The sequence below is a fragment of the Paraliobacillus sp. JSM ZJ581 genome (assembly GCF_044383835.1).
Lineage (GTDB): Bacteria > Bacillota > Bacilli > Bacillales > Amphibacillaceae > Paraliobacillus.
The window spans coordinates 1-24,333 of the sequence record NZ_JBISEP010000026.1 but is presented as its reverse complement, the minus strand read 5'-3'; the positions used below and the strand labels follow the sequence as shown (position 1 = coordinate 24,333).

Annotated in this window: 23 protein-coding genes, 1 pseudogene, 1 riboswitch and 1 other annotated feature; of the genes and pseudogenes, 20 read left to right on the top strand and 4 right to left on the bottom strand. The window is 34.8% G+C overall.

From position 1 onward, the window contains the following. Nucleotides 1-16 precede the first annotated feature (16 nt). The 3 genes and pseudogenes from hemB to ACH6CY_RS12835 form a co-directional block, all read left to right on the top strand. Nucleotides 17-994, top strand: coding sequence for a porphobilinogen synthase (hemB, locus tag ACH6CY_RS12845; protein WP_374067728.1), 978 nt, complete (start codon nt 17-19; stop codon nt 992-994). A gap of 21 nt (nt 995-1,015) precedes the next feature. Then, nucleotides 1,016-2,317 (top strand): glutamate-1-semialdehyde 2,1-aminomutase, encoded by a 1,302-nt coding sequence (gene hemL / locus ACH6CY_RS12840; RefSeq protein ID WP_374067727.1) that lies wholly within the window; start codon nt 1,016-1,018, stop codon nt 2,315-2,317. Nucleotides 2,318-2,847: 530 nt separating this feature from the next. Beyond that, nucleotides 2,848-2,958 (top strand): annotated as a pseudogene (locus ACH6CY_RS12835) (IS1595 family transposase); the annotation flags it as partial. 66 nt (nt 2,959-3,024) lie between these two features. Here ACH6CY_RS12835 and ACH6CY_RS12830 read toward each other — a convergent pair. Continuing rightward, nucleotides 3,025-3,246 carry a hypothetical protein gene (locus ACH6CY_RS12830; protein WP_374067726.1) on the bottom strand — a complete coding sequence of 74 codons (222 nt, stop codon included), beginning with the start codon at nt 3,244-3,246 and terminating at the stop codon, nt 3,025-3,027. Between the two features lie 324 nt (nt 3,247-3,570). On the opposite strand from ACH6CY_RS12830, the gene ACH6CY_RS12825 reads away from it, so the two are divergent. The 4 genes from ACH6CY_RS12825 to ACH6CY_RS12810 all read left to right on the top strand — a co-directional run bounded on the left by ACH6CY_RS12825 (nt 3,571) and on the right by ACH6CY_RS12810 (nt 7,519). Beyond that, nucleotides 3,571-3,942 carry a hypothetical protein gene (locus tag ACH6CY_RS12825; protein WP_374067725.1) on the top strand — a complete coding sequence of 124 codons (372 nt, stop codon included), beginning with the start codon at nt 3,571-3,573 and terminating at the stop codon, nt 3,940-3,942. Between the two features lie 675 nt (nt 3,943-4,617). Further along, nucleotides 4,618-5,112 carry a hypothetical protein gene (locus ACH6CY_RS12820; RefSeq protein ID WP_374067724.1) on the top strand — a complete coding sequence of 165 codons (495 nt, stop codon included), beginning with the start codon at nt 4,618-4,620 and terminating at the stop codon, nt 5,110-5,112. A 213-nt stretch (nt 5,113-5,325) separates the two neighbouring features. Then, nucleotides 5,326-6,408, top strand: coding sequence for a stage VI sporulation protein D (gene spoVID, locus ACH6CY_RS12815; RefSeq protein WP_374067723.1), 1,083 nt, complete (start codon nt 5,326-5,328; stop codon nt 6,406-6,408). Nucleotides 6,409-6,457: 49 nt separating this feature from the next. After that, on the top strand, nt 6,458-7,519 hold the full coding sequence (locus ACH6CY_RS12810) for a hypothetical protein (protein ID WP_374067722.1): 1,062 nt from the start codon (nt 6,458-6,460) through the stop codon (nt 7,517-7,519). Here the strand turns inward: ACH6CY_RS12810 and ACH6CY_RS12805 are convergent. Beyond that, nucleotides 7,516-7,704: a hypothetical protein gene (locus ACH6CY_RS12805; protein WP_090857548.1), complete on the bottom strand. Its 189-nt coding sequence runs from the start codon at nt 7,702-7,704 to the stop codon at nt 7,516-7,518. The genes ACH6CY_RS12810 and ACH6CY_RS12805 overlap by 4 nt on opposite strands. Before the next feature lie 139 nt (nt 7,705-7,843). Continuing rightward, nucleotides 7,844-8,080: a binding site (T-box leader), on the top strand. Between the two features lie 417 nt (nt 8,081-8,497). Between ACH6CY_RS12805 and ACH6CY_RS12800 the strand changes: the two genes are divergently transcribed. After that, nucleotides 8,498-11,164 (top strand): valine--tRNA ligase, encoded by a 2,667-nt coding sequence (locus ACH6CY_RS12800; RefSeq protein WP_374067721.1) that lies wholly within the window; start codon nt 8,498-8,500, stop codon nt 11,162-11,164. Between the two features lie 39 nt (nt 11,165-11,203). Here ACH6CY_RS12800 and ACH6CY_RS12795 read toward each other — a convergent pair whose 3' ends face one another. Beyond that, entirely contained in the window at nt 11,204-12,118 is a 915-nt protein-coding gene (locus ACH6CY_RS12795; RefSeq protein WP_374067720.1) for an ATP-grasp domain-containing protein, read from the bottom strand. A gap of 83 nt (nt 12,119-12,201) precedes the next feature. On the opposite strand from ACH6CY_RS12795, the gene ACH6CY_RS12790 reads away from it, so the two are divergent. The 12 genes from ACH6CY_RS12790 to pilO all read left to right on the top strand — a co-directional run bounded on the left by ACH6CY_RS12790 (nt 12,202) and on the right by pilO (nt 23,291). Continuing rightward, nucleotides 12,202-13,470, top strand: a complete 1,269-nt coding sequence (locus tag ACH6CY_RS12790) for a bifunctional folylpolyglutamate synthase/dihydrofolate synthase (protein WP_374067719.1) — start codon at nt 12,202-12,204, stop codon at nt 13,468-13,470. A gap of 119 nt (nt 13,471-13,589) precedes the next feature. Continuing rightward, nucleotides 13,590-14,060: a type IV pilus modification PilV family protein gene (locus tag ACH6CY_RS12785; protein WP_374067718.1), complete on the top strand. Its 471-nt coding sequence runs from the start codon at nt 13,590-13,592 to the stop codon at nt 14,058-14,060. Nucleotides 14,061-14,072: 12 nt separating this feature from the next. Further along, a complete protein-coding gene (locus ACH6CY_RS12780; RefSeq protein ID WP_374067717.1) occupies nt 14,073-14,492 on the top strand; it encodes a PilW family protein in 420 nt (139 codons plus the stop codon). 13 nt (nt 14,493-14,505) lie between these two features. Then, nucleotides 14,506-15,936, top strand: a complete 1,431-nt coding sequence (locus ACH6CY_RS12775; RefSeq protein ID WP_374067716.1) for a pilus assembly PilX N-terminal domain-containing protein — start codon at nt 14,506-14,508, stop codon at nt 15,934-15,936. Between the two features lie 31 nt (nt 15,937-15,967). Next, nucleotides 15,968-17,593, top strand: coding sequence for a GspE/PulE family protein (locus ACH6CY_RS12770; RefSeq protein ID WP_374067715.1), 1,626 nt, complete (start codon nt 15,968-15,970; stop codon nt 17,591-17,593). A gap of 9 nt (nt 17,594-17,602) precedes the next feature. Then, on the top strand, nt 17,603-18,634 hold the full coding sequence (locus ACH6CY_RS12765; RefSeq protein WP_374067746.1) for a type IV pilus twitching motility protein PilT: 1,032 nt from the start codon (nt 17,603-17,605) through the stop codon (nt 18,632-18,634). A gap of 40 nt (nt 18,635-18,674) precedes the next feature. Further along, nucleotides 18,675-19,877: a type II secretion system F family protein gene (locus ACH6CY_RS12760; protein ID WP_374067714.1), complete on the top strand. Its 1,203-nt coding sequence runs from the start codon at nt 18,675-18,677 to the stop codon at nt 19,875-19,877. 71 nt (nt 19,878-19,948) lie between these two features. After that, nucleotides 19,949-20,031: riboswitch (cyclic di-GMP riboswitch) on the top strand. Nucleotides 20,032-20,085: 54 nt separating this feature from the next. Then, on the top strand, nt 20,086-20,412 hold the full coding sequence (locus ACH6CY_RS12755) for a prepilin-type N-terminal cleavage/methylation domain-containing protein (protein WP_374067713.1): 327 nt from the start codon (nt 20,086-20,088) through the stop codon (nt 20,410-20,412). A gap of 69 nt (nt 20,413-20,481) precedes the next feature. After that, nucleotides 20,482-21,237 carry a prepilin peptidase gene (locus ACH6CY_RS12750; RefSeq protein ID WP_374067712.1) on the top strand — a complete coding sequence of 252 codons (756 nt, stop codon included), beginning with the start codon at nt 20,482-20,484 and terminating at the stop codon, nt 21,235-21,237. A 12-nt stretch (nt 21,238-21,249) separates the two neighbouring features. Continuing rightward, a complete protein-coding gene (gene pilM, locus ACH6CY_RS12745; protein WP_374067711.1) occupies nt 21,250-22,185 on the top strand; it encodes a type IV pilus biogenesis protein PilM in 936 nt (311 codons plus the stop codon). Nucleotides 22,186-22,225: 40 nt separating this feature from the next. Next, the gene (locus tag ACH6CY_RS12740; RefSeq protein WP_374067710.1) at nt 22,226-22,753 is read left to right on the top strand and encodes a hypothetical protein; all 528 of its coding nucleotides are present in this window, start codon (nt 22,226-22,228) and stop codon (nt 22,751-22,753) included. A gap of 1 nt (nt 22,754) precedes the next feature. Continuing rightward, complete coding sequence (pilO, locus tag ACH6CY_RS12735; RefSeq protein ID WP_374067709.1) at nt 22,755-23,291, top strand: type 4a pilus biogenesis protein PilO; 537 nt, start codon at nt 22,755-22,757, stop codon at nt 23,289-23,291. A 172-nt stretch (nt 23,292-23,463) separates the two neighbouring features. On the opposite strand, the gene ACH6CY_RS12730 is transcribed toward pilO, so the two are convergent. Continuing rightward, entirely contained in the window at nt 23,464-24,267 is an 804-nt protein-coding gene (locus ACH6CY_RS12730; protein ID WP_374067708.1) for a hypothetical protein, read from the bottom strand. Nucleotides 24,268-24,333: the final 66 nt, after the last annotated feature.

Sequence of the window (24,333 nt, the reverse complement as noted above, 5' to 3'; positions counted from 1 at the left end):
TGTAAGGGGTGTAATGATGCGTGAACTAAACTTTCAAAGACATCGCCGACTACGTTCTTCAGATGCAATGCGAGCGTTAGTTCGTGAAACAGCTTTAACGATTGACGATTTAATTTATCCATTGTTTGTGATCGAAGGAGAAAACATTCGGACTGAGGTTGTTTCCATGCCGGGTGTGTATCAAGTTTCGTTAGACTATTTGGATCAAGAAATACAACAATTACAGCAACTAGGCATCCGTGGTGTATTACTATTTGGTATACCAAAAGAAAAAGATGAGGTAGGGACTCAAGCGTATTGTGAATCAGGTATCGTACAAGAGGCGTTGAAGCAGATTAAAGGTTATTTTCCTGATATGCTGACTATAGCTGATACGTGTTTGTGTGAATATACATCACATGGGCATTGTGGTGTGATACATAAAAATGGCCATGTAGATAATGATCAATCTTTACCTTTACATGTACAAACGGCTATTTCACAAGCAAAGGCTGGAGCTGATATCATTGCACCATCTAATATGATGGATGGTTTTGTGTCAGCAATAAGAATAGGGCTTGATGAAGCAGGGTTTAAACAAACGCCAATTATGTCTTATGCAGTGAAATATGCATCTGCTTTTTATGGCCCGTTTCGTGATGCGGCTGATAGTGCACCACAAGTTGGTGATCGTAAGCAGTATCAAATGGATCCATCTAACCGAATGGAAGCCTTTCGAGAAGCAGCATCAGATGTAGAAGAAGGCGCAGACTTTTTAATTGTGAAACCAGCATTAGCGTATATGGACATTGTTCGTGACATTCGAGAAAGACAAGATATTCCGATCGTCGCTTATAATGTTAGTGGAGAATATGCAATGATCAAAGCAGCCGCTCAAAACGGCTGGATTGATGAAAAAGCGGTTGTACTAGAATCACTAACAGCGATGAAACGAGCAGGAGCGGATTTAATCATTAGCTACCATGCCAAAGATGTGGCAAAATGGTTGCAATAAAAGAAAGGATGAATCCTTACAATGAAATCATTTAATCATTCCATTGATACTTATAAAGAAGCGATAGATTTATTACCTGGTGGTGTAAATTCTCCAGTTCGTGCTTTTAAGTCGGTTGGTATGAATCCAATTTTTATGGAACGTGGTAAAGGATCGAAAATTTATGATATTGATGGAAATAGATACATTGATTATGTATTAAGTTGGGGACCGTTAATTCTTGGGCATGCACACCCAAATGTAGTAGAACAGCTGAAAAAAGTAACTGAGAACGGAACGAGTTTTGGCGCACCAACGATTTTAGAAAATGAATTAGCCAAATTAGTGATTGATCGTGTACCATCGATTGAAATGATTCGTATGGTTAATTCTGGTACAGAAGCGACCATGAGCGCATTACGTTTAGCACGTGGCTATACAGGTCGAGATAAAATTCTGAAATTTGAAGGTAATTATCACGGACATGGTGATTCGCTTCTAATTAAAGCTGGGTCAGGCGTAGCGACACTTGGTTTACCAGACAGCCCTGGTGTTCCAAAATCTATTGCAACGCACACCATTACTGTTCCTTATAATGATTTAGAAAGCGCGACATATGCATTTGAACAATATGGTGATGATATCGCAGCAGTAATTGTAGAGCCCGTATCTGGTAATATGGGGGTAGTTCCACCGTCCGAACAATTTTTGCCAGGGTTACGTCAGCTAACAGAACAATACGGTTCAGTATTGATTTTTGACGAGGTAATGACTGGTTTTCGAGTTGGTTATCATTGTGCTCAAGCGCATTTTAATGTTATACCAGACTTAACTTGTTTAGGAAAAGTTATTGGTGGAGGACTCCCAGTTGGTGCGTATGGAGGAAAACGTGAAATAATGGAGAAAGTAGCACCTACTGGTGATATTTATCAAGCGGGTACACTATCTGGTAATCCGTTAGCTATGACGGCTGGATTAGAAACTCTAAAAGCAATGGACAAGCCTGCTTATCACAAGTTGAATCAGAAAGTAGATCGTTTAATTGAAGGATTTATGCATGCCGCAAACGATTTTCAAATTGAGTTACAAGTAAATCGTGCAGGCTCTATGGTTGGCGTTTTCTTTAATGATCAACCAGTAGTTAATTATGAAACAGCGAGCAAATCAAATGTAAAACGATTTGCCAGCTACTATCGCCAAATGATAGAGCAAGGTGTGTTTCTTCCTCCTTCACAATTTGAAGGCTTGTTCTTATCAACCGCACATACAGATGAAGATATTGAAGAAACGATCAAAGCAGTGCGTACTGCTTTTGAATATATATCGAAAGAAGAAACTGTTTAACATTTTGAAGAACTGTTTTGCTGAGAATTTTTTTGAACAAGTGAGCTATGCTTTTTTTGGATATGTAGCGAGGCTAAGTTACCGTTTAGGATGATTTTTTGCGATGGCGGTAACTTAAAGTTGTTCTAGGTTACCGTTAGAGAGGATTCGTAGCGATATCGGTAACTTAGAGCCGTTCTAAGTTACCGTTTGGGAAGATAAATAGCAAATACGGTCACTTAACGGTACTGTTTTACCGTGCAAATCATGATGAAAGTGATTTTTATAACCTTATTCATCAAAATCCCTTCACCCAAAATAATTTTGACTTTGAATTTAATACAATTTGCAGAAAAGCAGCTATCAATATAACAAGATAGCTGTTTTTTTAATAGATACTTTATTGATTTTATAAGCTAACAAAATCTTTACGCAATTATGCTAATGCGATGTATGTAGTATAAAGGCATTTAATACCTATTGAAATGGGGAACTTTTTATAAGTATTTACTGTCAATATTATAGAGAATAGTTATGGTTAAAGAACGACATTCCGAGTAGTAGCAACAAGATACTTAAAAAACTACCTTTATTGGTTTCGTGGGCTCGATTAATGAAAAGATTTGACATTTGATAAATGTGTAGAACAAATGCTTATATAAGCGTGTCAAAAATCAAATTATAGGAATGTTCAGATGTTGAAGAGTGCATAAAAAAGCCCGTTCTCTTTAGGATAGATTTAATTTTTTCTTTACAAAATGTGCAATGGCCATTGCGAGTGGTGGGACAAATGGCACAAAAACATTCCAATCGATAGCGAAAAATATTGGTGCGATAATCATAGAACCACCCAAAAACATTGACATAATAGATTTTTTCTTCATCCCATAAACAAATAATAGGAATCCAATAGCTATGAATATTAAAAAAGTGACATACAACCAATTCATAGTATAACCTCCAATTCATAGTATAACCTCCAATTTATTCGTAAACTAAGTCTCTAGTTATATTATACATCAGTCATCATAAAAATTATAATTTACATTAGAAGGTGATTGGATCACCTTCTAAATGAAAATTAAAGAAACAGAAGAGATAAATGACATTGATTATGGAATATTTATTAGATCGGGTAAAGACAACACGGATGTTTATGATATTTATATTCAACAAACGGGCGTAAGGATCAAAAATAAAATTGTACTATGAAAATAATGAGGGGATGAGTATATGTATCGAAGTTGATATTATTAGCGTTTTTATTACTGTTTTTGGTAGCTTGCGGTGTAAAGGATTCCAAAACATTTACTTTTTCTGAAGAGACAGAAAACTGGTCAGCAACATTAAAAGTTACTCAAACTAGTAATGATTTTGAAAATCAGGAACTTGTACTTGAGTATACGGGAGATGATGTTAAATCTGTTGGAGAAATTGCTTATCGTATAGATAGTGTTGGTAGCTTTGATGGAAACGGCGTCACATTAGACGATAATGGTGTTCTTATAGTGAATGGTGAAGCAAACCCAACGAATGCAAAAGTTACTGAAAATACAAAGGTCGAAGTGACAGTAAAATGGAATAATAATTCGGAGTCATTTAAACTAGATATGGATATGAAAATAGAGGTTAAACAAAAAGAATAGGCAATATAAGAAATAACTATTTTTACTACATTACAATCAGCTAACTTAGTAGTAACGTTAAACTGAAAAATTCTTTTTATCTGAAAGGAAGAGATATTTGGAAAACAGAAAAATCACAGTATTGATATTATTTTTTGTTTTAAGTTCTTCAATGGTAAGTAGTATGGATTCACTTAGTCATACGTTTAAGTCAATTTTTTATGGTGTTGCTATGACCGTGTTAATTGTAGTAGGGGTAATAAGTTTATATCGGTATTTTACAGATATTAAACGCTAATTTAATTAGGACCAGTCGATCAAAAAATTCTTTAATAAAAAGGTGTTTTTCTTATGAAAAAAATTAATATGCGCTCTTTCATATCTTCATTCGTTTGCATTTTTTTGTTTTATATCGTTTCTTTTTCAAGCCCTATTGATTACTCTGTTCTAAATTTCCATCCTTTAAATTTGGTCTTAATTATTACTCTAATAACGTTAGTTTTCGGTGTAATAGGCTTTGCTGGTATTCAAGATTGGAAAGGGATGGCGATGAGTGTAACTACCGTCATTCTTACATTGGGATTATCAGTGTTTTTAGCATTCGTATTGTTTTTCGGAAATTTTATTAAGCTAGCATTTTCGTTAATATAGGATCTGTCCTTATATAGACAACTAACAAAGAAGGCGAAATGGAAGATGTATAAAATCATTGTTACGTTATTAACTACCTTATTCTTTTTAACGGGTTTTATCGAGAATGAAGCAAATAATAACAACGAAAATGTAAAAGAAGACACTATAGAATTTTCATATTTAAATAACCTAACAGAAGAAGAAATCTCCGCCTATAAGCTGTTTAAGGAAGACAAAGACATCAGTTATCTCAGATCTTTTTCGTCTGAACACATTGTCTTAGTTTATCTACATTCAGTGGCTAAAAATGATTTGGAAGGCATTTATTCGTTAACCTATCATGGTGAGACAACACCTAATTTTTTAGAATTTAAAAATGAATATTATAAAGAACGTCAATTAAAAGATGAAAACTTAGTATTGACCTTTAGGAATTATGATTCTATTTCATCGAAAGCAGATTCTGTTGATTTGAAAGTTTCATTCGGCTCCATTACGTATCATTTATTTATTGGTGTGAAAAAAGAGCACGATGTATGGAAAGTAAATATGCCCTAGACAGTCTCTTCAACAAACGATTTTAAAATTAATACTATACATAAATAAAGCATTTAGGCACTTAAAAACTTCCTCTCAAAACCTCCTTAAAAATTGTAAATCTCCTCTCCTCTCCTTTACATGTTTTAAGCATATTTCTTGAATAAAATCATATACCTGTAAAAGAGAAGATTGTTTGTCTAATGGTATTTGATTTGGAGAGGAGGAATTTTTGTGTCAGATCATAATCAGAATGTATTTACATTTGAATTAGATGAATCATTAAGATTGAAAAACGGACAGGAAGTAGGGGAGATGATCCATATTTCCTTGGAACCTGAAATTTCTATACAGACATTTTCAGACCACATATCTGTCCGAGGTGTTATGGAATTAAGAGGGGAATATTATGTAGACCTTGATGCTAATCCAGTTTATATTGATGAAACACTTGATATTCGAGAGTACCCTAATCAACGATATTTGGATACAGTTGAACGGCAAGAAGATGGAGTGAATTATTTTGCCCATCAATTTCCTGTTGAAATCTCCATTCCGTCACATCGAGTTTCTAATTTAGATGATGTTTTAGTTGGTATTGAAACGTTTGACTATGAAATCCCAGAACAAAGCAAACTACGATTAAACGCGACTATTGCTATACATGGAATTGATTGTGAAGAACGCAGTGAAGAGCAGGATGAAGATAGTGAATTAGAGCAAGTAGCTGTTGACTTCGATGAAGAAACAAACGATTCAGATACTTTTCGCTTTGAGGTGGCAGAACCAGAAATAAAAGACCAGGCAGAAGAATTAGAAGAATCGGCAGAGTTAAATGAATCAAAAGAAATAGAATCATCGAATGAATCAAGTCAGGAAACAACAGACAATGTAGATAATGAAAAAGCAGGCAGATGGCCAACAAATAAATCGCAATCATTTGCCGACTTTTTTGGTAAAAAAACAGAGCCGATTGAATCATCAGAGTCTTCAGATGAATCCATTGAGTCAGTAGAATCAGTGGAGTCTATCGAATCGATTGAAAGTATAGAAATTAATGAAATGCCATCTGAGGAGTCCTTTGAAACAGAAAGAACAGAAGACGAAACAAGTATTGTTCACTTATTTAACCATGAAGAAGAACAATCTTATACAAAACTACGTATGTGTATTGTTCAAGAATCTGATACATTAGCAACCATAGCTGAACGCTATAAAGTACCAACGATACAGCTTTCACAAACAAATGCATTAGAAAATGATGACTTATCGGCGGGTCAAATTTTATATATTCCTAATAAACGTAAAAAGAAATAAATAATTTAAATTTATCAGGATGAGATTTCCTTGGTAGCTGCACATTGTTGTGTTGTTACCATTTTTTCTTTTAACCTACAAGGAGGTGAAAGGGATCGAGCAATTAAAAGAGGTCTTAAAACATTATGGATTAGAGCAATTTAGAGCAGAGCAAATAACTCCTCGTCTGTGGAAAATATATAGCCAAAACGGAATCTTCGCACTAAAAATGTCGTCACTTACACCGACTACATTAAATAATTGGTATGAGGTCTATCAATTGAGGGAAAAAAGACAGTTATCCTTTATTTTACCTGTATTTCAGAATTTAAAAGGTACTATTTTTACCTTACGTCAATCAGCCATTTATTATGTTATGCCATGGGTGGGTCAACAAGAAAACACACCAATGAATCTTTCCTATAAAGATTTTTTTGGAGTGCTTGGGAGTTTACATGACGTAACAAAACAACGTCATTATGTTAACCTTTCTTTGACAGAAGAACAAATAAAGAGGGATAAGCTTGAAACAGAAAAGAAACTTTCATCACTGGTGGATTATGTTGAGCAAGTAGAGCAAAAACGTTATCTATCTCCTTTTGGGTTAGAGCTCTGTACACAGTTCCATGAGATAGAACCTATATTTCAAAAACTAAATAATTGGTACGATAATTATTTAATAGATATAAAGGAAGAAGAAATCGGATATCAATCGGTATGCCATGGGTTTGCAACGACATCACATTATGTCGCAACTGATGATTATGGTTATCTAATCAACTGGGAGCATACGCATATAGGTGATCCTATGACAGAAATTGCATCCTTCGTTTATTACCAGACAGCTACACACGATACGGACATGTCACAGATCACCCAAGCAATCCCTTATTATGAAAAAAATTATCCACTAACAAATAGTCAACGTGGCTTATTAGCAATTTATTTATTACAGCCTGATCCTTATTTGAAGACCATTAAACAGTACTTTGAGAGGGAAAGTAAACAAATAGAACTAATTCCTTCACTAATCCAAGGCTATCGTAGGTTAATGGCAGGATTAATGGTTCAAGAACAACAGCAAATCGCTCGAGAAAAAATGATTGAAAACAACCAAGAAGAACAAACTTAGATCCACTCTAAATAAAAAGCTACATAAATACCAGTAAATAGCCCAAGTAAGAATACATCTAATGTTGTTGGGAAAAATAATGTACGTAGACATTGAACGATCAAAACAGGTAACATACATCGTTCAATAATGATTAACCAAGTTCGGCACCATGGTGGTAAACGATAACGATAGTAACGACTCATGATTTACACCTCAAATCATTCTTTTGGTGTATAGTATGATTACACTAAATCAGATGTTCTAATTTTACTGTATTTCGTTTATATATTGACTTTTATGCTGAGAATTGTATACAATAACGAATATACAATTGAATCAATTTGAAATGCTAAGAAGAGGAAGAGTACAAAATCGACCCCAACAGAGAAGAAAGCCATTTGCTGAAAGGTTTTCTAGGACTGTCCGTTTTGGAATGTCGCCTCAGATGCAGCTTCTCAGAAATAATAGTAAGAGCAGCCGGTGAAGAATCGTTACATCATTAATGAGTGTGCATGTGTGCTTATTTAAACATGCAAATGAAGGTGGTACCACGGAAACTAGACCCTTTTCGTCCTTTAATTAGGATGAAAAGGGTTTTTTACGTCCATTTCATGTAGAATAGTAGGCTCTATATTAGAAGACGTGGATTCTTTTGTTAGATAAAGCAAAGGGATAGGAATTTTTAAAACATGAGAACCCTAGCAGAGAAAATATACGAGACTCCTGCAAGAACAGCACGAGTCCGAAGATCCACTTGGATGTATGTTAGACTAAGACCGTCACATCCTGTGACAACGTCTAACTGACCCACCTCATGTGGGCCCGAGCCGTGCCTGCGGAAAGCGAGTATATTTTATCTGCGGTTCAAGAATAACCACAATTTTAATTATAAAGTCTTTTATTATAGGTGTTATGGAGCGAACATTACATCACCACTTTTTACAAATAACAAAAAAATGATGGGTAATGATTTTTCATGAAACAGTTTTTAAAGGAATGAAGGAGGATTATAGCGTGGAGCAAAACAATACGAATTTACCACCAAAGTACGATCCAGCAGCAGTTGAAAAAGACCGCTATGATTTCTGGGTAAACGGAAAATTTTTTGAAGCAAGTGGAGATAAAGACAAAGAGCCATTTACAATTGTTATTCCACCACCAAACGTAACAGGAAAATTACATATTGGTCATGCGTGGGATACAACACTTCAAGACATCATTACACGAATGAAACGAATGCAAGGGTATGATGTGTTATACCTACCAGGAATGGATCACGCAGGTATTGCTACACAAGCAAAAGTAGAAGCAAAATTAAAAGAGCAAGGAACAAACCGATATGAACTTGGTCGGGAAAAGTTTCTTGAAAAAGCTTGGGATTGGAAAGAAGAGTATGCTTCCTTTATTCGAGAACAATGGGCTAAAATTGGCTTAGGTTTAGATTACTCAAGAGAACGATTTACATTGGACGAAGGACTTTCAAACGCAGTAAAAGAAGTGTTTGTTTCCTTGTATGAAAAAGGTCTCATTTATCGTGGGGAGTATATTATTAACTGGGATCCAGCAACAAAAACAGCATTGTCTGATATCGAAGTAATTCATGAGGAAGTAAAAGGTCATTTTTATCATATGCGTTACCCGCTAAAGGACGAAGAAGGTGCAATTGAGATTGCGACAACTCGTCCGGAAACAATGCTTGGTGATACCGCGGTGGCTGTAAACCCTAATGATGAACGCTATCAGCATTTGATTGGTAAAAAAGTAATTTTACCGATTGTAGGTAGAGAAATTGAAATTGTAGCTGATGACTACGTTGATATGGAATTCGGATCAGGAGCAGTAAAAATTACACCTGCACATGACCCGAATGATTTTGAAATTGGAAACCGCCACAATCTAGAACGCGTTTTAGTAATGAATGAAGACGGTACAATGAATGAGAACGCTGGTAAATACCAAGGGCTTGATCGTTTTGAATGTAGAAAGCAATTGGTGGCAGATTTACAAGAACAAGGTGTTTTATTTGAAATAGAGGAGCATATGCATTCAGTTGGCCACTCTGAACGAAGCGGAGCGGTAGTAGAGCCTTATTTATCAACGCAATGGTTTGTAAATATGAAGCCTTTAGCAGAAGCGGCAGTAGAACTCCAGAAAAAATCAGAAGAAGAAAAAGTTAATTTTGTACCAAGCCGATTTGAAGGAACGTATCTTCACTGGATGGATAATATTCGTGACTGGTGTATTTCACGTCAATTGTGGTGGGGACACCGAATTCCAGCTTGGTATCATAAACAAACTGGTGAATTGTATGTAGGGAAAGAAGCACCAGCAGATATCGAAAACTGGGAACAGGATAGTGATGTGTTAGATACTTGGTTCTCTTCTGCTTTATGGCCGTTTTCAACATTAAATTGGCCAAATGCGGAAGGTGAGGATTTTAAACATTTCTTCCCAACAAGTGTATTAGTAACTGGTTATGATATTATTTTCTTCTGGGTAGCAAGGATGATTTTCCAATCGCTTGAATTTAATGATGAACGCCCATTTAAAGACGTGTTAATTCATGGTCTGGTTCGTGATGCAGAAGGAAGAAAAATGAGTAAGTCATTAGGAAATGGTGTTGATCCAATGGAGGTAATTGACCAATATGGTGCAGATGCCTTACGTTACTTCCTGGCAACAGGCTCTACACCTGGACAGGATTTACGCTTCCAATATGAAAAAATCGAATCAACGTGGAATTTTATTAATAAAATTTGGAATGCTTCTCGATTTGTTTTAATGAATTTAGAAGGATTAAAGTACGAAGATATTGACTTGTCAGGTGAAAAGTCAGTTGCTGATAAATGGATTTTAACACGCTTAAATGAAACCATTGAGCAAGTGAATAAACATGCTGATCGATATGACTTTGGTGAAGCTGGTCGCCATCTTTACAATTTCATTTGGGACGATTTCTGTGATTGGTATATCGAAATGGCGAAGCTTCCATTGTATGGTGATGATGAAGCGGCTAAGCAAAAGACAAGATCGATCCTTGCTTATGTGTTAGATCAAATCATGCGAATGCTTCACCCGTTAATGCCTTTTGTTACGGAAGAAATTTGGCAGCATCTACCTCATGAAGGAGAATCTATTACGCGTGCTGCATGGCCGGTTGTTCGTCCAGAATTACATGATGCGCAAGCTGCAGAAGAAATGAATCGTCTTGTTGAGATTATTCGTTCTGTTCGTAATATTCGTGCGGAAGTGGAAACACCAATGTCTAAACAAATTGTGCTCTTTGTAAAAGCTGGAGATGAAACCATTGAATCACAATTACAAGCAAATCGTCATTATCTAGAGCGATTCTGTAATACAAGTGAATTAACTATTGTTACAGAGGTAACTACACCAGAAAAAGCAATGTCAGCAGTAGTTACTGGGGCAGAGCTGTATTTACCTATTGAAGGTTTAATCGATATTGATAAAGAAATTGAACGATTAAATACTGAATTAGATAAATTAAATAAGGAAGTAGAACGTGTTCAGAAGAAGCTTGGAAATGAAGGTTTTGTTAAAAAAGCACCTGAAAAAGTAGTAGAAGAAGAACGTCAAAAAGAAAAAGACTATCTCAACAAACGCGAGAAAGTTAAGGAACGATTACAAGAGCTAAAAGGTTAAAATTAAAACCCAAGTGGATTGACCCGCTTGGGTTTTAATTTAATGAGGATAAAAATGATTGTTTTCACTCATTTGTTTTTTCACGATCCAAGTCATAATATGTTCAGCAATGTTCACTCCTGTATAATCATAAATATTCTTAATATGTGCACTGGTGTTAACTTCACAAACAATCGGTTCTTCATTTTCATCATACAACAGGTCCACTCCAGCAAAATCTGTGCCAACCGCTTGTGCAGCATCAATTGCTAGTTTTTTTTCCTTATCAGTAGGTAAGTGTGCTTTCACTGTACTTCCGATCGCAACATTTGCACGAAAATCATCTTGAGCCGTGCGTGCTAATCCAGCAACTACCTCATTTCCTACTACATAAATACGCAGATCTCTCCCATAACTAGAATAAATGAATTCTTGGAATAAAAAAGGGCGATCGGCAATTTCTTGTATTTTCTCATCCAACTGCTCTCGACTGTGAATCAAATATACTTGTTGACCATAAGAGCCATAACCTTCTTTAATAATAAAAGGGTATTGAAAAGTTTCTTCTAATTGATGAAAGGGAGATAACTGTATTGCTTTTTCTTTAGAAAATATTTTTGGTGCAATGACTGTTTTTGGAATTGCAATACTAGCTTGGTTTAACACAGGATACATGTCGACTTTATTATCGCAGGTGGCAATCGCTTGTGCTGAATTAAATACAGGTATACCAATCGCTTCTAATTGTTTAGCCAACGCAATATCTTTGTCAATAAAAACAACGAAATCAGGCTTCTGTTGGTAATTTAGCGTATCAATTAACGGCTTATCCTGCTCTAATAATACGAAAACCTCATTGTTTTTTCGTTGCTCCATCGTAATACCAAGTTTTTTGCCCGCATCATATATCCACTGTGAAAAAGTGAGGAATGCTTCACTTTGTAAATGTCCATTATAAACAACCCATCCATGCATGGCCTCCAATCCTTTCTTGTGATGATTTGATATACTATAGTATATTATGACGGAAAAACAATGGTAATGGAAGTAGGGATCATATGATACAAACAATACAACAAGTCAATCAATTTTTAGATAAACGAGAAACAATAGGAATTAAACCTGGATTACAACGAATAAAACGATTGTTGAAGGCATGTAACCATCCCGAAAAGAAGCTAAAGGCAATTCATATTGCAGGTACGAATGGAAAAGGTTCAACGCTAGCGTTTATGGCATCCGCATTACAGCAAGCTAATTACACTGTGGGAACGTTTACTTCTCCATCATTAACAACTCGAAATGAAATGATTCAATTGGATGGACAATCAATTACTGATGAATCATTTATTAGATATTTACTTTTATTACTAGAGGAAATCGAACGTTTAGATTTGAAAGGAGACCCGCCAAGCTCGTTTGAAATCATTGTGGTTGTTGCGCTCAATTACTTAAAAGATCATGCTGATATTGCTTTAATTGAAGCGGGAATGGGTGGAAAGGATGATGCTACTAATGTTGTAAAGCCAATTCTTAGTATTATTACAACGATAGGAAAAGACCACCAGCATTTTTTAGGTAATTCCTATGAAGCGATTGCATCACATAAAGCAGGTATTATAAAAGCGCAAACCCCAGTCATTATAGGTGAATTGCCAAAGCAAGCAGTCTCAGTAATCAAAACGATTGCACAGGAAAAAAGAGCACCACTTTTTCAACTCGGTGTTGAATTTTCCTATCAATTAGAAAATAACAAAAACCCATTTCATTTCATAAATGCGAATCACCGCTTTCCTGTCTCTTTAGGAACAAGAGGTGTCTATCAGATACATAATGCAACGTTAGCCGTGCAAGCATTATTACAATTAAATGAAAGTAATCTAAGTCTTACGAAGCAATCTATTTTGACAGGGATTGCAGATACTAGCATAAGTGGACGGTTTGAACAGGTGTTAGATCAGCCATTAGTTATTGTAGATAGCGCGCATAATGCAGAGGGTATTGCACAATTTATTCAATCAATTAGAGCATATTATCCAAGTGAAAAGAAACAATTAATCATGGCGATGTTCAAGGATAAACCGATTGAAGAAATGATTCAGCTAGTCGATCCGGTATTTGATCAAATTATATTTACTAGCTTTGATCATCCACGTGCTGCAAAAGCAATTGATTTATTTCATGTTTCGACAAACGAGAATAAACAGGTGATGGAAGATTATCGAGAGGTACTAGATCATTTGAAAAATCAATCGATGATGACATGTATTACAGGTTCATTAAATTTTGTCGGAAAATCAAGAAAAAAAATACAAGGAAATAAATGAGAAAACACCGGTAATATGATATAGTTAAAAAAGTTCATATTTTTATACTTTAGTATGTACAAATAGGTTCTAATGTACTATATTAAATGTAAGTACTGGTAAAAAAGGATGAATTAAAGTTGAGAAAACTATATCGTTTTCGAATCAATCAATCTGTTTTACGTGAAGAGAAGGCTATGACTCTAGTAGAAGTCCTTGCATCTATCTTACTGTTATCCATTATTATTGTTACATTCTTAACTTTTTTCATTCAATCTAGGAAAACAGTAGACGTATCGGACGAGATAAGTGATGCGACTTATATTGCGCAGTCAGAAATAGAGAATACTTATCATATTAGTCAAACGATGTCTTTTTTAGATGGAGTGAATCAATTAAAGACCGAAACAGATACATATGATGATTCGTCTGGTCAGCATAAGTTCACTAAAACAGTAGACTCGAATAAAGTGAAAATTAGTATTGCAGTAGCGGAAGACGGAGAAGATCAAGTAATTAGTGATAAGTTAAAAAATGTACTTGTTCATGTATACGACCTATCAGGTAAATTGAAAGGTCAAATGGAAACAAAAATCCTTTGGGAAGAATAGTAGGTGTTTTCCATGTGGAAGGAGCAAAAAGGTATCACGTTAGTAGAGTTATTAGCGGTTCTATCTTTAATGTCAATCATTATTATGCTAGTAGGTTCTGCTATGATGTTTGGTCAAAAGCAATACAAGAACCAAACAGAAATGATTGAACATCAGGATCAGGTTCGTTATGTCATGGCAACGATAACGAAAGAAGTACGTTCACACAATCCTAGTCAAGTAAGTGTCACGGATGATGTGTTAAACATTGGTTCAGATAGCTATGAATTCAGTGCCCCACATGTATTGAAAAATGGAACTTCAATTAGTGATGAAATTGGATTATTTGAAATAAAAAAAAACGATCTAGAGCTTGACATTGCGATTGCCAGTACAGCAGATGCAGGAAATGAACAACAGCGCTTATCAACAATAATATACCTTAGGGAGTAGGTGAGGATCGGTGTTGTTTTTTAGTAAACTACGATTAAAAGAAGAGAATGGTTCCATATTAGCTACTGTATTAATGACGTTGACTGTATTATCTTTATTAGGTATAGCATTAGCTACTGCATCATTTGCCAATGTAAATTTGTCCAGTGTTGATCGTGCCTACCAGTCAACTTTTTATATAGCAGAAGGAGGAGCGAATCAAACGTATGCATCGATAGAATCAATTGTAAATGATGTGTACGATAGTACTAGTAATCAAGCAGAATTTTATACGACGTTTAATAATAAGTTAGACGAATTAGATAACAAAGTACTGACTAACTTTTCTAGCATATTTAAGGACAACCCCTCAGCGAACATTTCCATCCAAGAGCTAAATACTTCAAATCCTAGAAACTATCAAATCATTTCAGAAGGTGTAATCGGCGAAAGAACACGTACGGTTACACGTCCATTTCAGATTAATTGGACATCAGGAAATGTACTGAATATCCCAGACAGAGCAGTAGCGATCGTTAAAAATAATATTCATTTATCGGGTTCATCAACTTTAAACGGAAATGTTTATGTTGAGTCTTCTGATTCAAATACGATAAATATGAGCGGTGGGACATCAATAACTGATGGAGCGGCATATGTGCCAGAATCAGCGGTTAATCATGCTTTGAATGATGCAGGAGGAACACCACCGATAGTAAAACCAAATACGAATATATTACCTTGGATAGAATATCAGCGAATTGTGGATTCGTTTCCAATTTTCCCTTCTTATACTCTAGCGACAAGTGAGAAGTTTGAAAAAGTTGATGTCAATGGAAATCTAAATATAACTCAAAATCATACATTGAATTTATTGGAAAATATTTCCTTTAACAGCATTTCAATAACGGGCGATAGCACGTTGAAGATTAATACGAACAACCAAAATGTTGATATTGTCGTTGATAATCTAAATGTTCCTGGTGGACATATAGAGATTATTGGTACAGGGACAATTGATTTTTATGTTAAAAATATTTTTTCGATGGGCTACGGTGAAATCAATGGTGGAGGTGCAGTTAACCAAGTAAATGTCTATTTGGCAGGAAATAATAGTGTGAATTTATCAAGTAGTACAAAAATTATAGGTTCATTATTTGCTAAAACTGCTAATGTAACATTAAAAGGTGGTGGTGGTTTTAAAGGATTTATTGTTACTGGAGGTAACAATGTAACCTTTGATGGAGGTTCTTTTTCCAATCTATTATTACTAGCCCCTAACGCTAATATTAAAGTGGGAGCCGGAGCAATGATAACCGGAACATTAATTGGTAATTCACTAACTGGTAGTGGTGGAACTGGTGTTACATATAAAGATATGTCAGGTGAATTTCCTTTTGGATCAGCTGATTCACCATCTGATGATGATTTAATTACGAAAGAACCATCGGTAGAGATAGATTGATGTAGAAATTTAACATAGAATGAGGTGTCATATGGTTACCCGAACGAAACGAAAACTCGGTGATGTTTTAAAAGAGCACGGATTAATTACAGAGCAAGAAATCATTCAGGTGCTAGAACAAAAGAAGCCAAAGCAGAAGTTAGGCGATGCATTAGTTGAACAGGGATATATCACTGAACGCCAACTGTTAGAAGTATTAGAGATTCATCTAAAAATAAACAGTGTTTCATTATATCGATTTTCAATTGATGACGCGATGATGGAATTAGTTCAAAAAGAGTTCGCGAGACAATATATTTTATTACCGATTGAACAACGCGAGAATGTGTTGACGGTTGCGATGAATGATCCACTAGACTATTACGCAATTGACTATTTGGAGCTTTCTACTGGTTTTATCGTAAAGCCAGTCATTGCAACAAGAGACGATATTCTCCAAGCCATCAATAAATATTATGATATGGGTAATGTCTATTCAGATGAAGAAATGGATGCTGAGGACGCGCCAGCTGTTAGAGTACTAGATCAAATACTACAAACCGGCGTAACGATGAAAGCAAGTGATATTCATATTGATCCGACTGAAACAAAAGTGGTCATTCGATATAGAGTAGACGGCATGTTACGTTCTGAAAAAACAGTCCCAAGAAGACTGCAAAATGCACTAATTGCACGTGTGAAAATTTTATCAGAATTAAACATTACTGAGACGAGGTTACCACAAGATGGGCGGATTCGTTTAATGATTGATACAAAACCAGTTGATCTACGAATTTCCACACTTCCAACTGTTTTTGGTGAAAAAATTGTTATTCGAATATTAGATTTATCTAATATTTTTAAGACGTTAACAGAGCTTGACTTCTCAGAAGGAACGTTAACTCAATATAGGGAAGCGATCAAACAGCCATCTGGGTTAATTTTGCTAACAGGGCCAACTGGTTCTGGTAAAACAACGACGTTATATGGCTCGATTAATGAACTTAATCAGGAAGATGTCAACATTATTACGATTGAAGATCCAGTCGAATATCAGCTTGAAGGCATTAATCAAGTTCAAGTGAATAGTACTGTTGGCTTGACATTTGCTAAAGGACTTCGATCTATTTTGAGGCAAGACCCGAATATTATCATGGTTGGGGAAATTCGAGATAGAGAAACAGCTGAAATTGCTATTCGATCGGCGCTTACTGGACACTTAGTTTTTAGCACCTTGCATACTAATAGTGCAATTGCTGCTATTCCGCGTCTTTTTGATATGGGTGTTGAGCCTTATCTTGTCGTATCTGCACTATCTGCTGTTATGGCTCAGCGCTTGGTGAAAAAGGTATGTCCTGATTGTAAAAAAACACGACCGATATCTGAAATGGAAAAACGGGTACTTGAAAATCGTTTTATTGAAATAAATGAAGTGTATGAAGGGGGAGGCTGTGATAGTTGTAGACATACAGGATATCGAGGACGATTAGCAATTCATGAATTGTTAGTCATTGATGAAAAAGTAAAAAATTTAATGATGAATCAATCGAATATGTCTGAAATAAAAGCCTATTTAAAAGATAATCAGATGCGATTTTTATTAGATGATGGATTATTAAAAGTGAAAAATGGATTGACAACAATAGATGAAGTATTACGAGTAGCAACGGAAGAGTAGGTGATTCATGTGCATTACAGCTTAGAAGATTTGTTAGTATCAGCGTATCGAAAGAATGCTTCAGATATCCATTTAACAGTTGGTTCACAACCAATATTTCGAATTGATGGAAGACTGCAACCTTTCGGTGAAAATAAACTAAAGCCAGAAGATACGGAGAGAATGACAAAAGAAATTCTAACAGAAACATTATGGGATAAGCTAATGAAAGAACGAGAGCTTGATTTGTCACATGGCGTGAAGCAAGTTTCACGTTTTCGAATGAATATTTATTTTCAAAGGAATTGCCTTTCGTTAGCGATACGTACAATACCGACAGTAATTCCGTCAATTGATTCGTTAAACCTTCCGGATGTGATGAAAGAAATTGCGCAATTATCCCAAGGCTTAGTATTAGTAACTGGGCCAACAGGCAGTGGAAAAAGTACATCATTGGCTTCGATGATCGATTATATGAATCAGCGTATGAATCGGCATATTATCACTTTAGAAGATCCAATTGAATATTTACATCAGCATAATCATTGTCTCATCGATCAACGCGAAATTGGCTTTGATACGATCAATTTCCAAAAAGGTTTACGTGCGTGTTTAAGGCAAGATCCCGATGTCATTTTAGTAGGTGAAATGAGAGATTTAGAGACAATATCAACCGCTATAACAGCTGCAGAAACAGGGCACTTAGTTTTAGGTACTTTACATACAACAAATGCAGCATCTACCATGGATCGAATTATTGATGTGTTTCCAGCGCATCAAAAAGGACAAATCAGAATTCAACTAGCAAATGTGCTTGAAGCAATTATCTCACAACGATTGTTTCCGTTGTTAAAAGGGTCTGGAAGAATAGCAGCAACTGAAATATTAATTAATACACCTGCGGTAAAAAATTTGATTCGTTCAGAGAAAATGCATCAAATACCGAACACAATGCAAACGTCAAAAGAATTTGGCATGCATACGATGTCAATGGATATCAAACGGTTGTTGCAACAAGGCATGATAAGTGAAAAGCATGCTGCGGCATATGTGAAAATTTAAACGATTGATTCCTTGCTTGTGATGAAAGAAGGTGAAATGGATGAAATATTTTTCTTATAAAGCAAAAGATTTAAAGGGCAAATTAATTAAAGGCAAGGTGAATAGTGAAACAAAAAAAGAAGCAATGAGACATTTACAAGCGAATGGTCTTATCTTGTTTGAACTAAAAGAGTTGAATCCAATTCTTTACAAAGATATTTATATAGGAAAACCGATTAAAAACAAAGATTTTGTCATTTTTTTACGACAGTTTGCTACGTTAATTGATGCGGGGATTACATTAGTTGAAGCAACAGTCATCCTACAAGAGCAAACAAATAGTAAACCGTTAAAAAAATCATTAAACCAAGTACAATATTCACTTGAAGAAGGAAATAGCTTGTCTAATGCCCTAGCAGAATTTCCGCGGTTATTCCCAGAATTATTTATTAGTATGGTACGAGCTGGCGAGGTGAGTGGTAACTTAGATGAAATATTAAATCGAATGGCAAATTACTATGAAAAACAATATCAATTACGACAGAAAATTATTACCGCTTTAACTTATCCAATCGTTGTGGGAATAGTGGCGATTGTTATTACTATATTCTTATTAGCTGTTATTGTACCGATATTCACGAATATGTTTCTGTCATTTGACCAAGAGATTCCAACTTATACGCAAGTTGTTTTACAGATTAGTGAGATTGTCCAATCATACTGGTGGGTCTTATTGCTCATCACTTTACTTAGTGTCATTATTGTTCGGCTATTAAATAAAAATCCAACAATGTCATACTATTTTGATGTAATGAAATTAAAAATGCCGATATTTGGAGTTTTTATTCAAAAAGCACTATTAGCTAGAATGACACAAACACTGAGCTCATTATTAAATAGTTCTGTTCCAATTCTTCAAGCTGTGTCTATTACGGAAAATGTGATTGAGAATAAAGTAATGAAGCAAGTTCTTCAACAATCGAAGGATTCATTAGAGAGTGGTGAATCAATAACAGAGCCGATGAAGAACCATTGGATATTTCCTAAATTAATTACTCAAATGATTACTGTGGGAGAGCGTACAGGTTCAGTAGATGCCATGCTAAAAAAAGTATCAGAATTCTATGAACAAGAATTAGATGAAAGCTCAGATAAACTAAAGTCATTAATAGAGCCAGTGATGATTATTTTCCTAGCTTTTGTCGTAGGAGCAATTGTTTTGTCGATTGTTATCCCGATGTTTAGTTTGTTTGAAAATATCTAAAAAAAGTATAAAATATAGTATTAAAGTTATAGACATTTACCATGTTTATAGTATAATAGTAATTGTTATGAAATAATATAGGAGTGAAGAAGATCTATCTTTATTTGGGCACTTGGATAGATTGGAGCTAGTAGTGCAACCGACTGACACCATGAATGTACTAGATGATGTGAGTCTTTTTTTTATACAAATTAGGGGAGGTAAGGAAATGGTAAACAAGTTGAAGAAGGTATTACGTAGTGAGAAAGGTTTTACATTAGTTGAGCTATTAGCAGTAATCGTTATTCTAGCAATTATCGTTGCAATTGCTGTACCTGCTATTGGTAATGTGATTGAATCAGCGGAGACTAATGCAAGTGAAGCAGAAATAGAATTAGTTCTAGATGCAGCAAGGTTAGCAGATGCTGAGGGCAATTTTACTGATGGGATGTCAGTGGCTGATTTAGTTACTGGCGGATATTTAGAGGACGATGGTGAACTACCAACTGGAACAATTAGTTTCGTTGAGGCTAGTAATACGTATGAATTAAAATGAGGTTAAATCAGCTAATATTTTCAGAGATCCCTTATGTAAGGGGTCTCTATACATATCTAGGAGAATAGGATGGAGCTTATTATTACAATTATATTATTTATATTCGGAAGTGTGTTTGGTTCGTTCTTTAACGTTGTGGGTTTACGAATCCCAACAAAAAAATTTTTAGAGTCAGAACGATCGTATTGTCCTCGATGTGGTAAAAACTTATCTTGGTATGAATTATTACCGATCATTTCATTTATACGTCAAGGTGGGAAATGTAGAGGCTGTAAAACAAGCATTTCGTTAATATATCCTGTCATTGAACTATTTACAGCTTCACTATTCGCGCTTAGCTACTATTTAATAGGTTTCAAAATAGAATTACTTATGGCACTATTGTTAGTTTCAATATGTGCGATTATCATCGTTTCTGATATAAAATATATGCTAATCCCCAATAAAATTTTGCTGTTTTTTTCCCCATTCATCCTATTTATGCGAATCCTGTCACCGCTTGATCCATGGTGGTCTCCGATTGTTGGCTCGCTGATAGGATTTATTATGATTTTTCTTATTATTATTAGTAGTAAAGGAGGAATGGGTGCAGGAGACATGAAGTTATTTGCTTTACTAGGTTTAATTGTTGGATATCAAGGTGTGTTATTGACGTTTTTCATTGCTACATTAATAGGTACTGTTGTTAGTGTGATATTACTTATAAGAAAAAAAGTAGATCGCAAATCACCGATACCGTTTGGGCCGTTTATTTGTGTAGCTGCTTGTATTACTTACTTTTTCGGACAAGATATGTTGAACTGGTATATGACATCATTTTTTTAAGGACGGATGAAAATGGGACTTCTCAAAAAGGATCGAATTAACTTGATGTTAACAGATCATGTTGTTCGTTATCTATATCAAAATAATCAAACAAGTGATCATGGCGAGATTAAACTCGAGCCTGGTTTAATAGAAGATGGAAAAATCATTGATAAGCCTCGATTCATAGGTGTTTTAAAAGCTTTAGTCAAAGAAAAAAATTGGAGGAACAAAGAAGTAGCCTTTTGCGTACCTGACGCTTTTGTTACGTTACGTGATGAAGCTGTTCCGAAGCAATTAAGTGGTGAAGAAATAAAACAATATATCGAAATGGAATTAGATAACTCAATTCGTTTACCATTTAAAAATCCTGTCATTGATTATGAAATAATTAAACAAGAGGAAGATTTAAGCCATATTTTACTTTTTGCATATCCAAAGGATCGCTTAGAATCATACATAGATGTGTTTCATCAAGCCAATTGCAAGTTGACGATCGCAGATTTTTCTTTCTTATCTGTCTATCGGGTTTTTGCTACACATGATTTAATCAACAAAGAGGCGCATCTGTTATTGATTCAGTGGAGAAAAGCCGATATCGTTTTGACAGTGTTTCATAATGATCGCCCTATCTTTAATCGACATATTTATCTTGAAGGAGCTAGTGTGTCTAACAATTATCACCAAGAAGAAGATAATGCGTCAAATTCAATCGATCAAGAACCTTTTCAAAGTATAGTAGAAGAACAATTTGTCACCATTGAGCGTTTCATGGATTTTTATCAATATTCGATTACGAATAACAGTGCGCAAATTGATCGTATGGCGTTAGCTGGTGATTCTAAGTACCATTTGAAAATAAAAAGTTTATTAGAGGAAAGATTTAATTTAAGTGTTCAGACACCATTAAATAATCAAGAGCTTCCATTAGAGTATACGGAACTGTATGGCCTAACGTTAAGAAAATAATTCTTTTTATTCCATATTAAACGTTAAGGAGATCAATCATATGATAGAAATTAATTTAGTTGAAAAGAAAAAAACGAATGCATCTCCGTATGTCTTAATCGGGATTTCTATTATAAGTGCGTTACTGATAGGTATTGGTTTTTTTCTATATCAAAATTATTTAGATAGTAAACAAGAATCGCTAATGAAGGTAAGAACCAAGAATAGTATACACCTTAACGAAATAAGTCAGGAAAGCGAAGTGATTCAAAAAGTAAATGTGTTAGAAAGGCATATCGAGCAATTACAAGGCGTTATTTTTCCAAGTGCTTATGTAGTACAGCAAGCCCATTCCATACTACCAGATCAATCCTCTATCGAGCATTATATGTTTACAATAACAGATGGTCTAAGGGTAAGTGTAAAGGCGGAATCAATTGACGATACGTCAAAATTTGCTCAAGCAATGCGTGGTTTTGCATTTGTCGAACAAGCTGATCTAGTCGAGTTGGAACAAATAGAGGATGAATACTTAGCTGTGTTTACGTTCTCCATTAACAAGGATTCTTTATTAAAGGAGGCTGATTAATGTGATTATAGAATGGAATAGAAGATATTCAGTGGCCTTAATTTTTATTGTGCTTATGCTTATCCTTGGGGGAATCTTTGGTTTTTATAAATACGTTTACCCTGCCCAAACAGAAGTGAAGCAGTTAGAAGAGGAGATAGCGTCACAAGAAAAGTTAATCAATGAAGTAAAAGATAATCAACAAGCAATCAGTGAAGCAACGGTTCGTAATGAACAATTAGAAAGACAATTGCCAAAAACTATATTGATTGACCAATTATTAGTGGAATTAGAAGATATAGAATCAGCATCCGATATTGCAATCTCAAAAATAGTGGCTAGTGAAGCTAGTGATTTACCAGAATCTTACCCTGCTTTAAACTCACCAAACTATTCGATTGCATTTAGCTCGGATAATTATGATGATATGTACACATTTTTAGACGAATTAACGCATGCAGAGCGAATTTTAGAGATTAACCAGCTTGAGTATGAGCAAAACAGTGAAAATGGAATGAATGCTGTTGTGAACATAACGGCATTTAGCTCTAAATCATAGTGAATGGTGACTTGTTGGATAATGAAAGTAAATAACAGTATTAAAAACGAATGGTAGCTATATCATTTGACGCTTACCTATCAAAACACTGACTAAAAATAAATAGCATCTTAATTTCATTTATTTGAATTTGAGATGCTATTTATAAAAATACTAGTTTTTTTAACTAAAACTATTCTAGAATCAATTTCCCACGTTCCTCAATTGCACTATTAACAAATTTTAAAAAACTTAAAATATCTTCTGTACTATTTGGAAGTACATCTGCGTTTATTTTCAGATGTTCCTTCCAAAAAGGTAAAACTTTTTTCTGTTTATCAACATACATCTCTAAAAAATGCATGCGTAAAAAAATTTCCCAAGAGCCTAAATATGCTAAAAATTCATTTAAATATTTCATGCCCCAATCCCAATAATCATGAGATTTTCTACCACTATTAAATCCTTTAGGCACAACAGCAATATTACCAATTGTGTGCGTTCGAGTAGCAAATTTTTTAAGTTCATCGTTTTCATGAACAAGACCAAAATATTCATAATTATGCAGCAACAAGTTTATCCAAGTATCTCCTTCTTTAACTATTAATTCAGGAAAATTTGAATGATAAAATTTCACATATACCTTATCTATTTCACCATAATTCGGTGGATAGCTATATTTAGATAATATTTCATTCACAGCCCCCACCTCTAAAGAGATCAACTTTCTATTTCTTATTACTCTTTTTGGCAAAAATATTTCTGGATATTCAAGCTGTAAAAAACATTTGTATGTAATCCAAAAAGAATTCATTATATCTTTGTAATCTGTATTGTGATAACCAAATTTACTTTGAAAAATATCTTCTATTATTTGATAGTTTTCTATATGTCCTCTATAAAATTTATAATAGTCCTGTTTTTCGTCCTCATAATTAGTTTGATCTTTTGCATTCAAAATATTTTTAATTGGGTCTAATTCATTAGTAAGCGTCAAATACTACACACGTATGCAACTCAGTCTCCAGATGAGATAATCTTCATAGATTAATTCTCGAAGGAG

What these genes read in the sequence shown, in the direction of transcription:
- ACH6CY_RS12795 (WP_374067720.1), bottom strand. Translation starts at nt 12,118, where the DNA reads ATGCATGGATGGGTTGTTTATAATGGACATTTACAAAGTGAAGCATTC.
- ACH6CY_RS12760 (WP_374067714.1), top strand. Translation starts at nt 18,675, where the DNA reads ATGAAATATTTTTCTTATAAAGCAAAAGATTTAAAGGGCAAATTAATT.
- ACH6CY_RS12740 (WP_374067710.1), top strand. Translation starts at nt 22,226, where the DNA reads ATGATAGAAATTAATTTAGTTGAAAAGAAAAAAACGAATGCATCTCCG.
- ACH6CY_RS12770 (WP_374067715.1), top strand. Translation starts at nt 15,968, where the DNA reads ATGGTTACCCGAACGAAACGAAAACTCGGTGATGTTTTAAAAGAGCAC.
- ACH6CY_RS12755 (WP_374067713.1), top strand. Translation starts at nt 20,086, where the DNA reads ATGGTAAACAAGTTGAAGAAGGTATTACGTAGTGAGAAAGGTTTTACA.
- pilM (WP_374067711.1), top strand. Translation starts at nt 21,250, where the DNA reads ATGGGACTTCTCAAAAAGGATCGAATTAACTTGATGTTAACAGATCAT.
- ACH6CY_RS12800 (WP_374067721.1), top strand. Translation starts at nt 8,498, where the DNA reads ATGAAGGAGGATTATAGCGTGGAGCAAAACAATACGAATTTACCACCA.
- hemL (WP_374067727.1), top strand. Translation starts at nt 1,016, where the DNA reads ATGAAATCATTTAATCATTCCATTGATACTTATAAAGAAGCGATAGAT.
- ACH6CY_RS12820 (WP_374067724.1), top strand. Translation starts at nt 4,618, where the DNA reads ATGTATAAAATCATTGTTACGTTATTAACTACCTTATTCTTTTTAACG.
- hemB (WP_374067728.1), top strand. Translation starts at nt 17, where the DNA reads ATGCGTGAACTAAACTTTCAAAGACATCGCCGACTACGTTCTTCAGAT.
- ACH6CY_RS12780 (WP_374067717.1), top strand. Translation starts at nt 14,073, where the DNA reads ATGTGGAAGGAGCAAAAAGGTATCACGTTAGTAGAGTTATTAGCGGTT.
- ACH6CY_RS12805 (WP_090857548.1), bottom strand. Translation starts at nt 7,704, where the DNA reads ATGAGTCGTTACTATCGTTATCGTTTACCACCATGGTGCCGAACTTGG.
- ACH6CY_RS12830 (WP_374067726.1), bottom strand. Translation starts at nt 3,246, where the DNA reads ATGAATTGGTTGTATGTCACTTTTTTAATATTCATAGCTATTGGATTC.
- ACH6CY_RS12790 (WP_374067719.1), top strand. Translation starts at nt 12,202, where the DNA reads ATGATACAAACAATACAACAAGTCAATCAATTTTTAGATAAACGAGAA.
- ACH6CY_RS12750 (WP_374067712.1), top strand. Translation starts at nt 20,482, where the DNA reads ATGGAGCTTATTATTACAATTATATTATTTATATTCGGAAGTGTGTTT.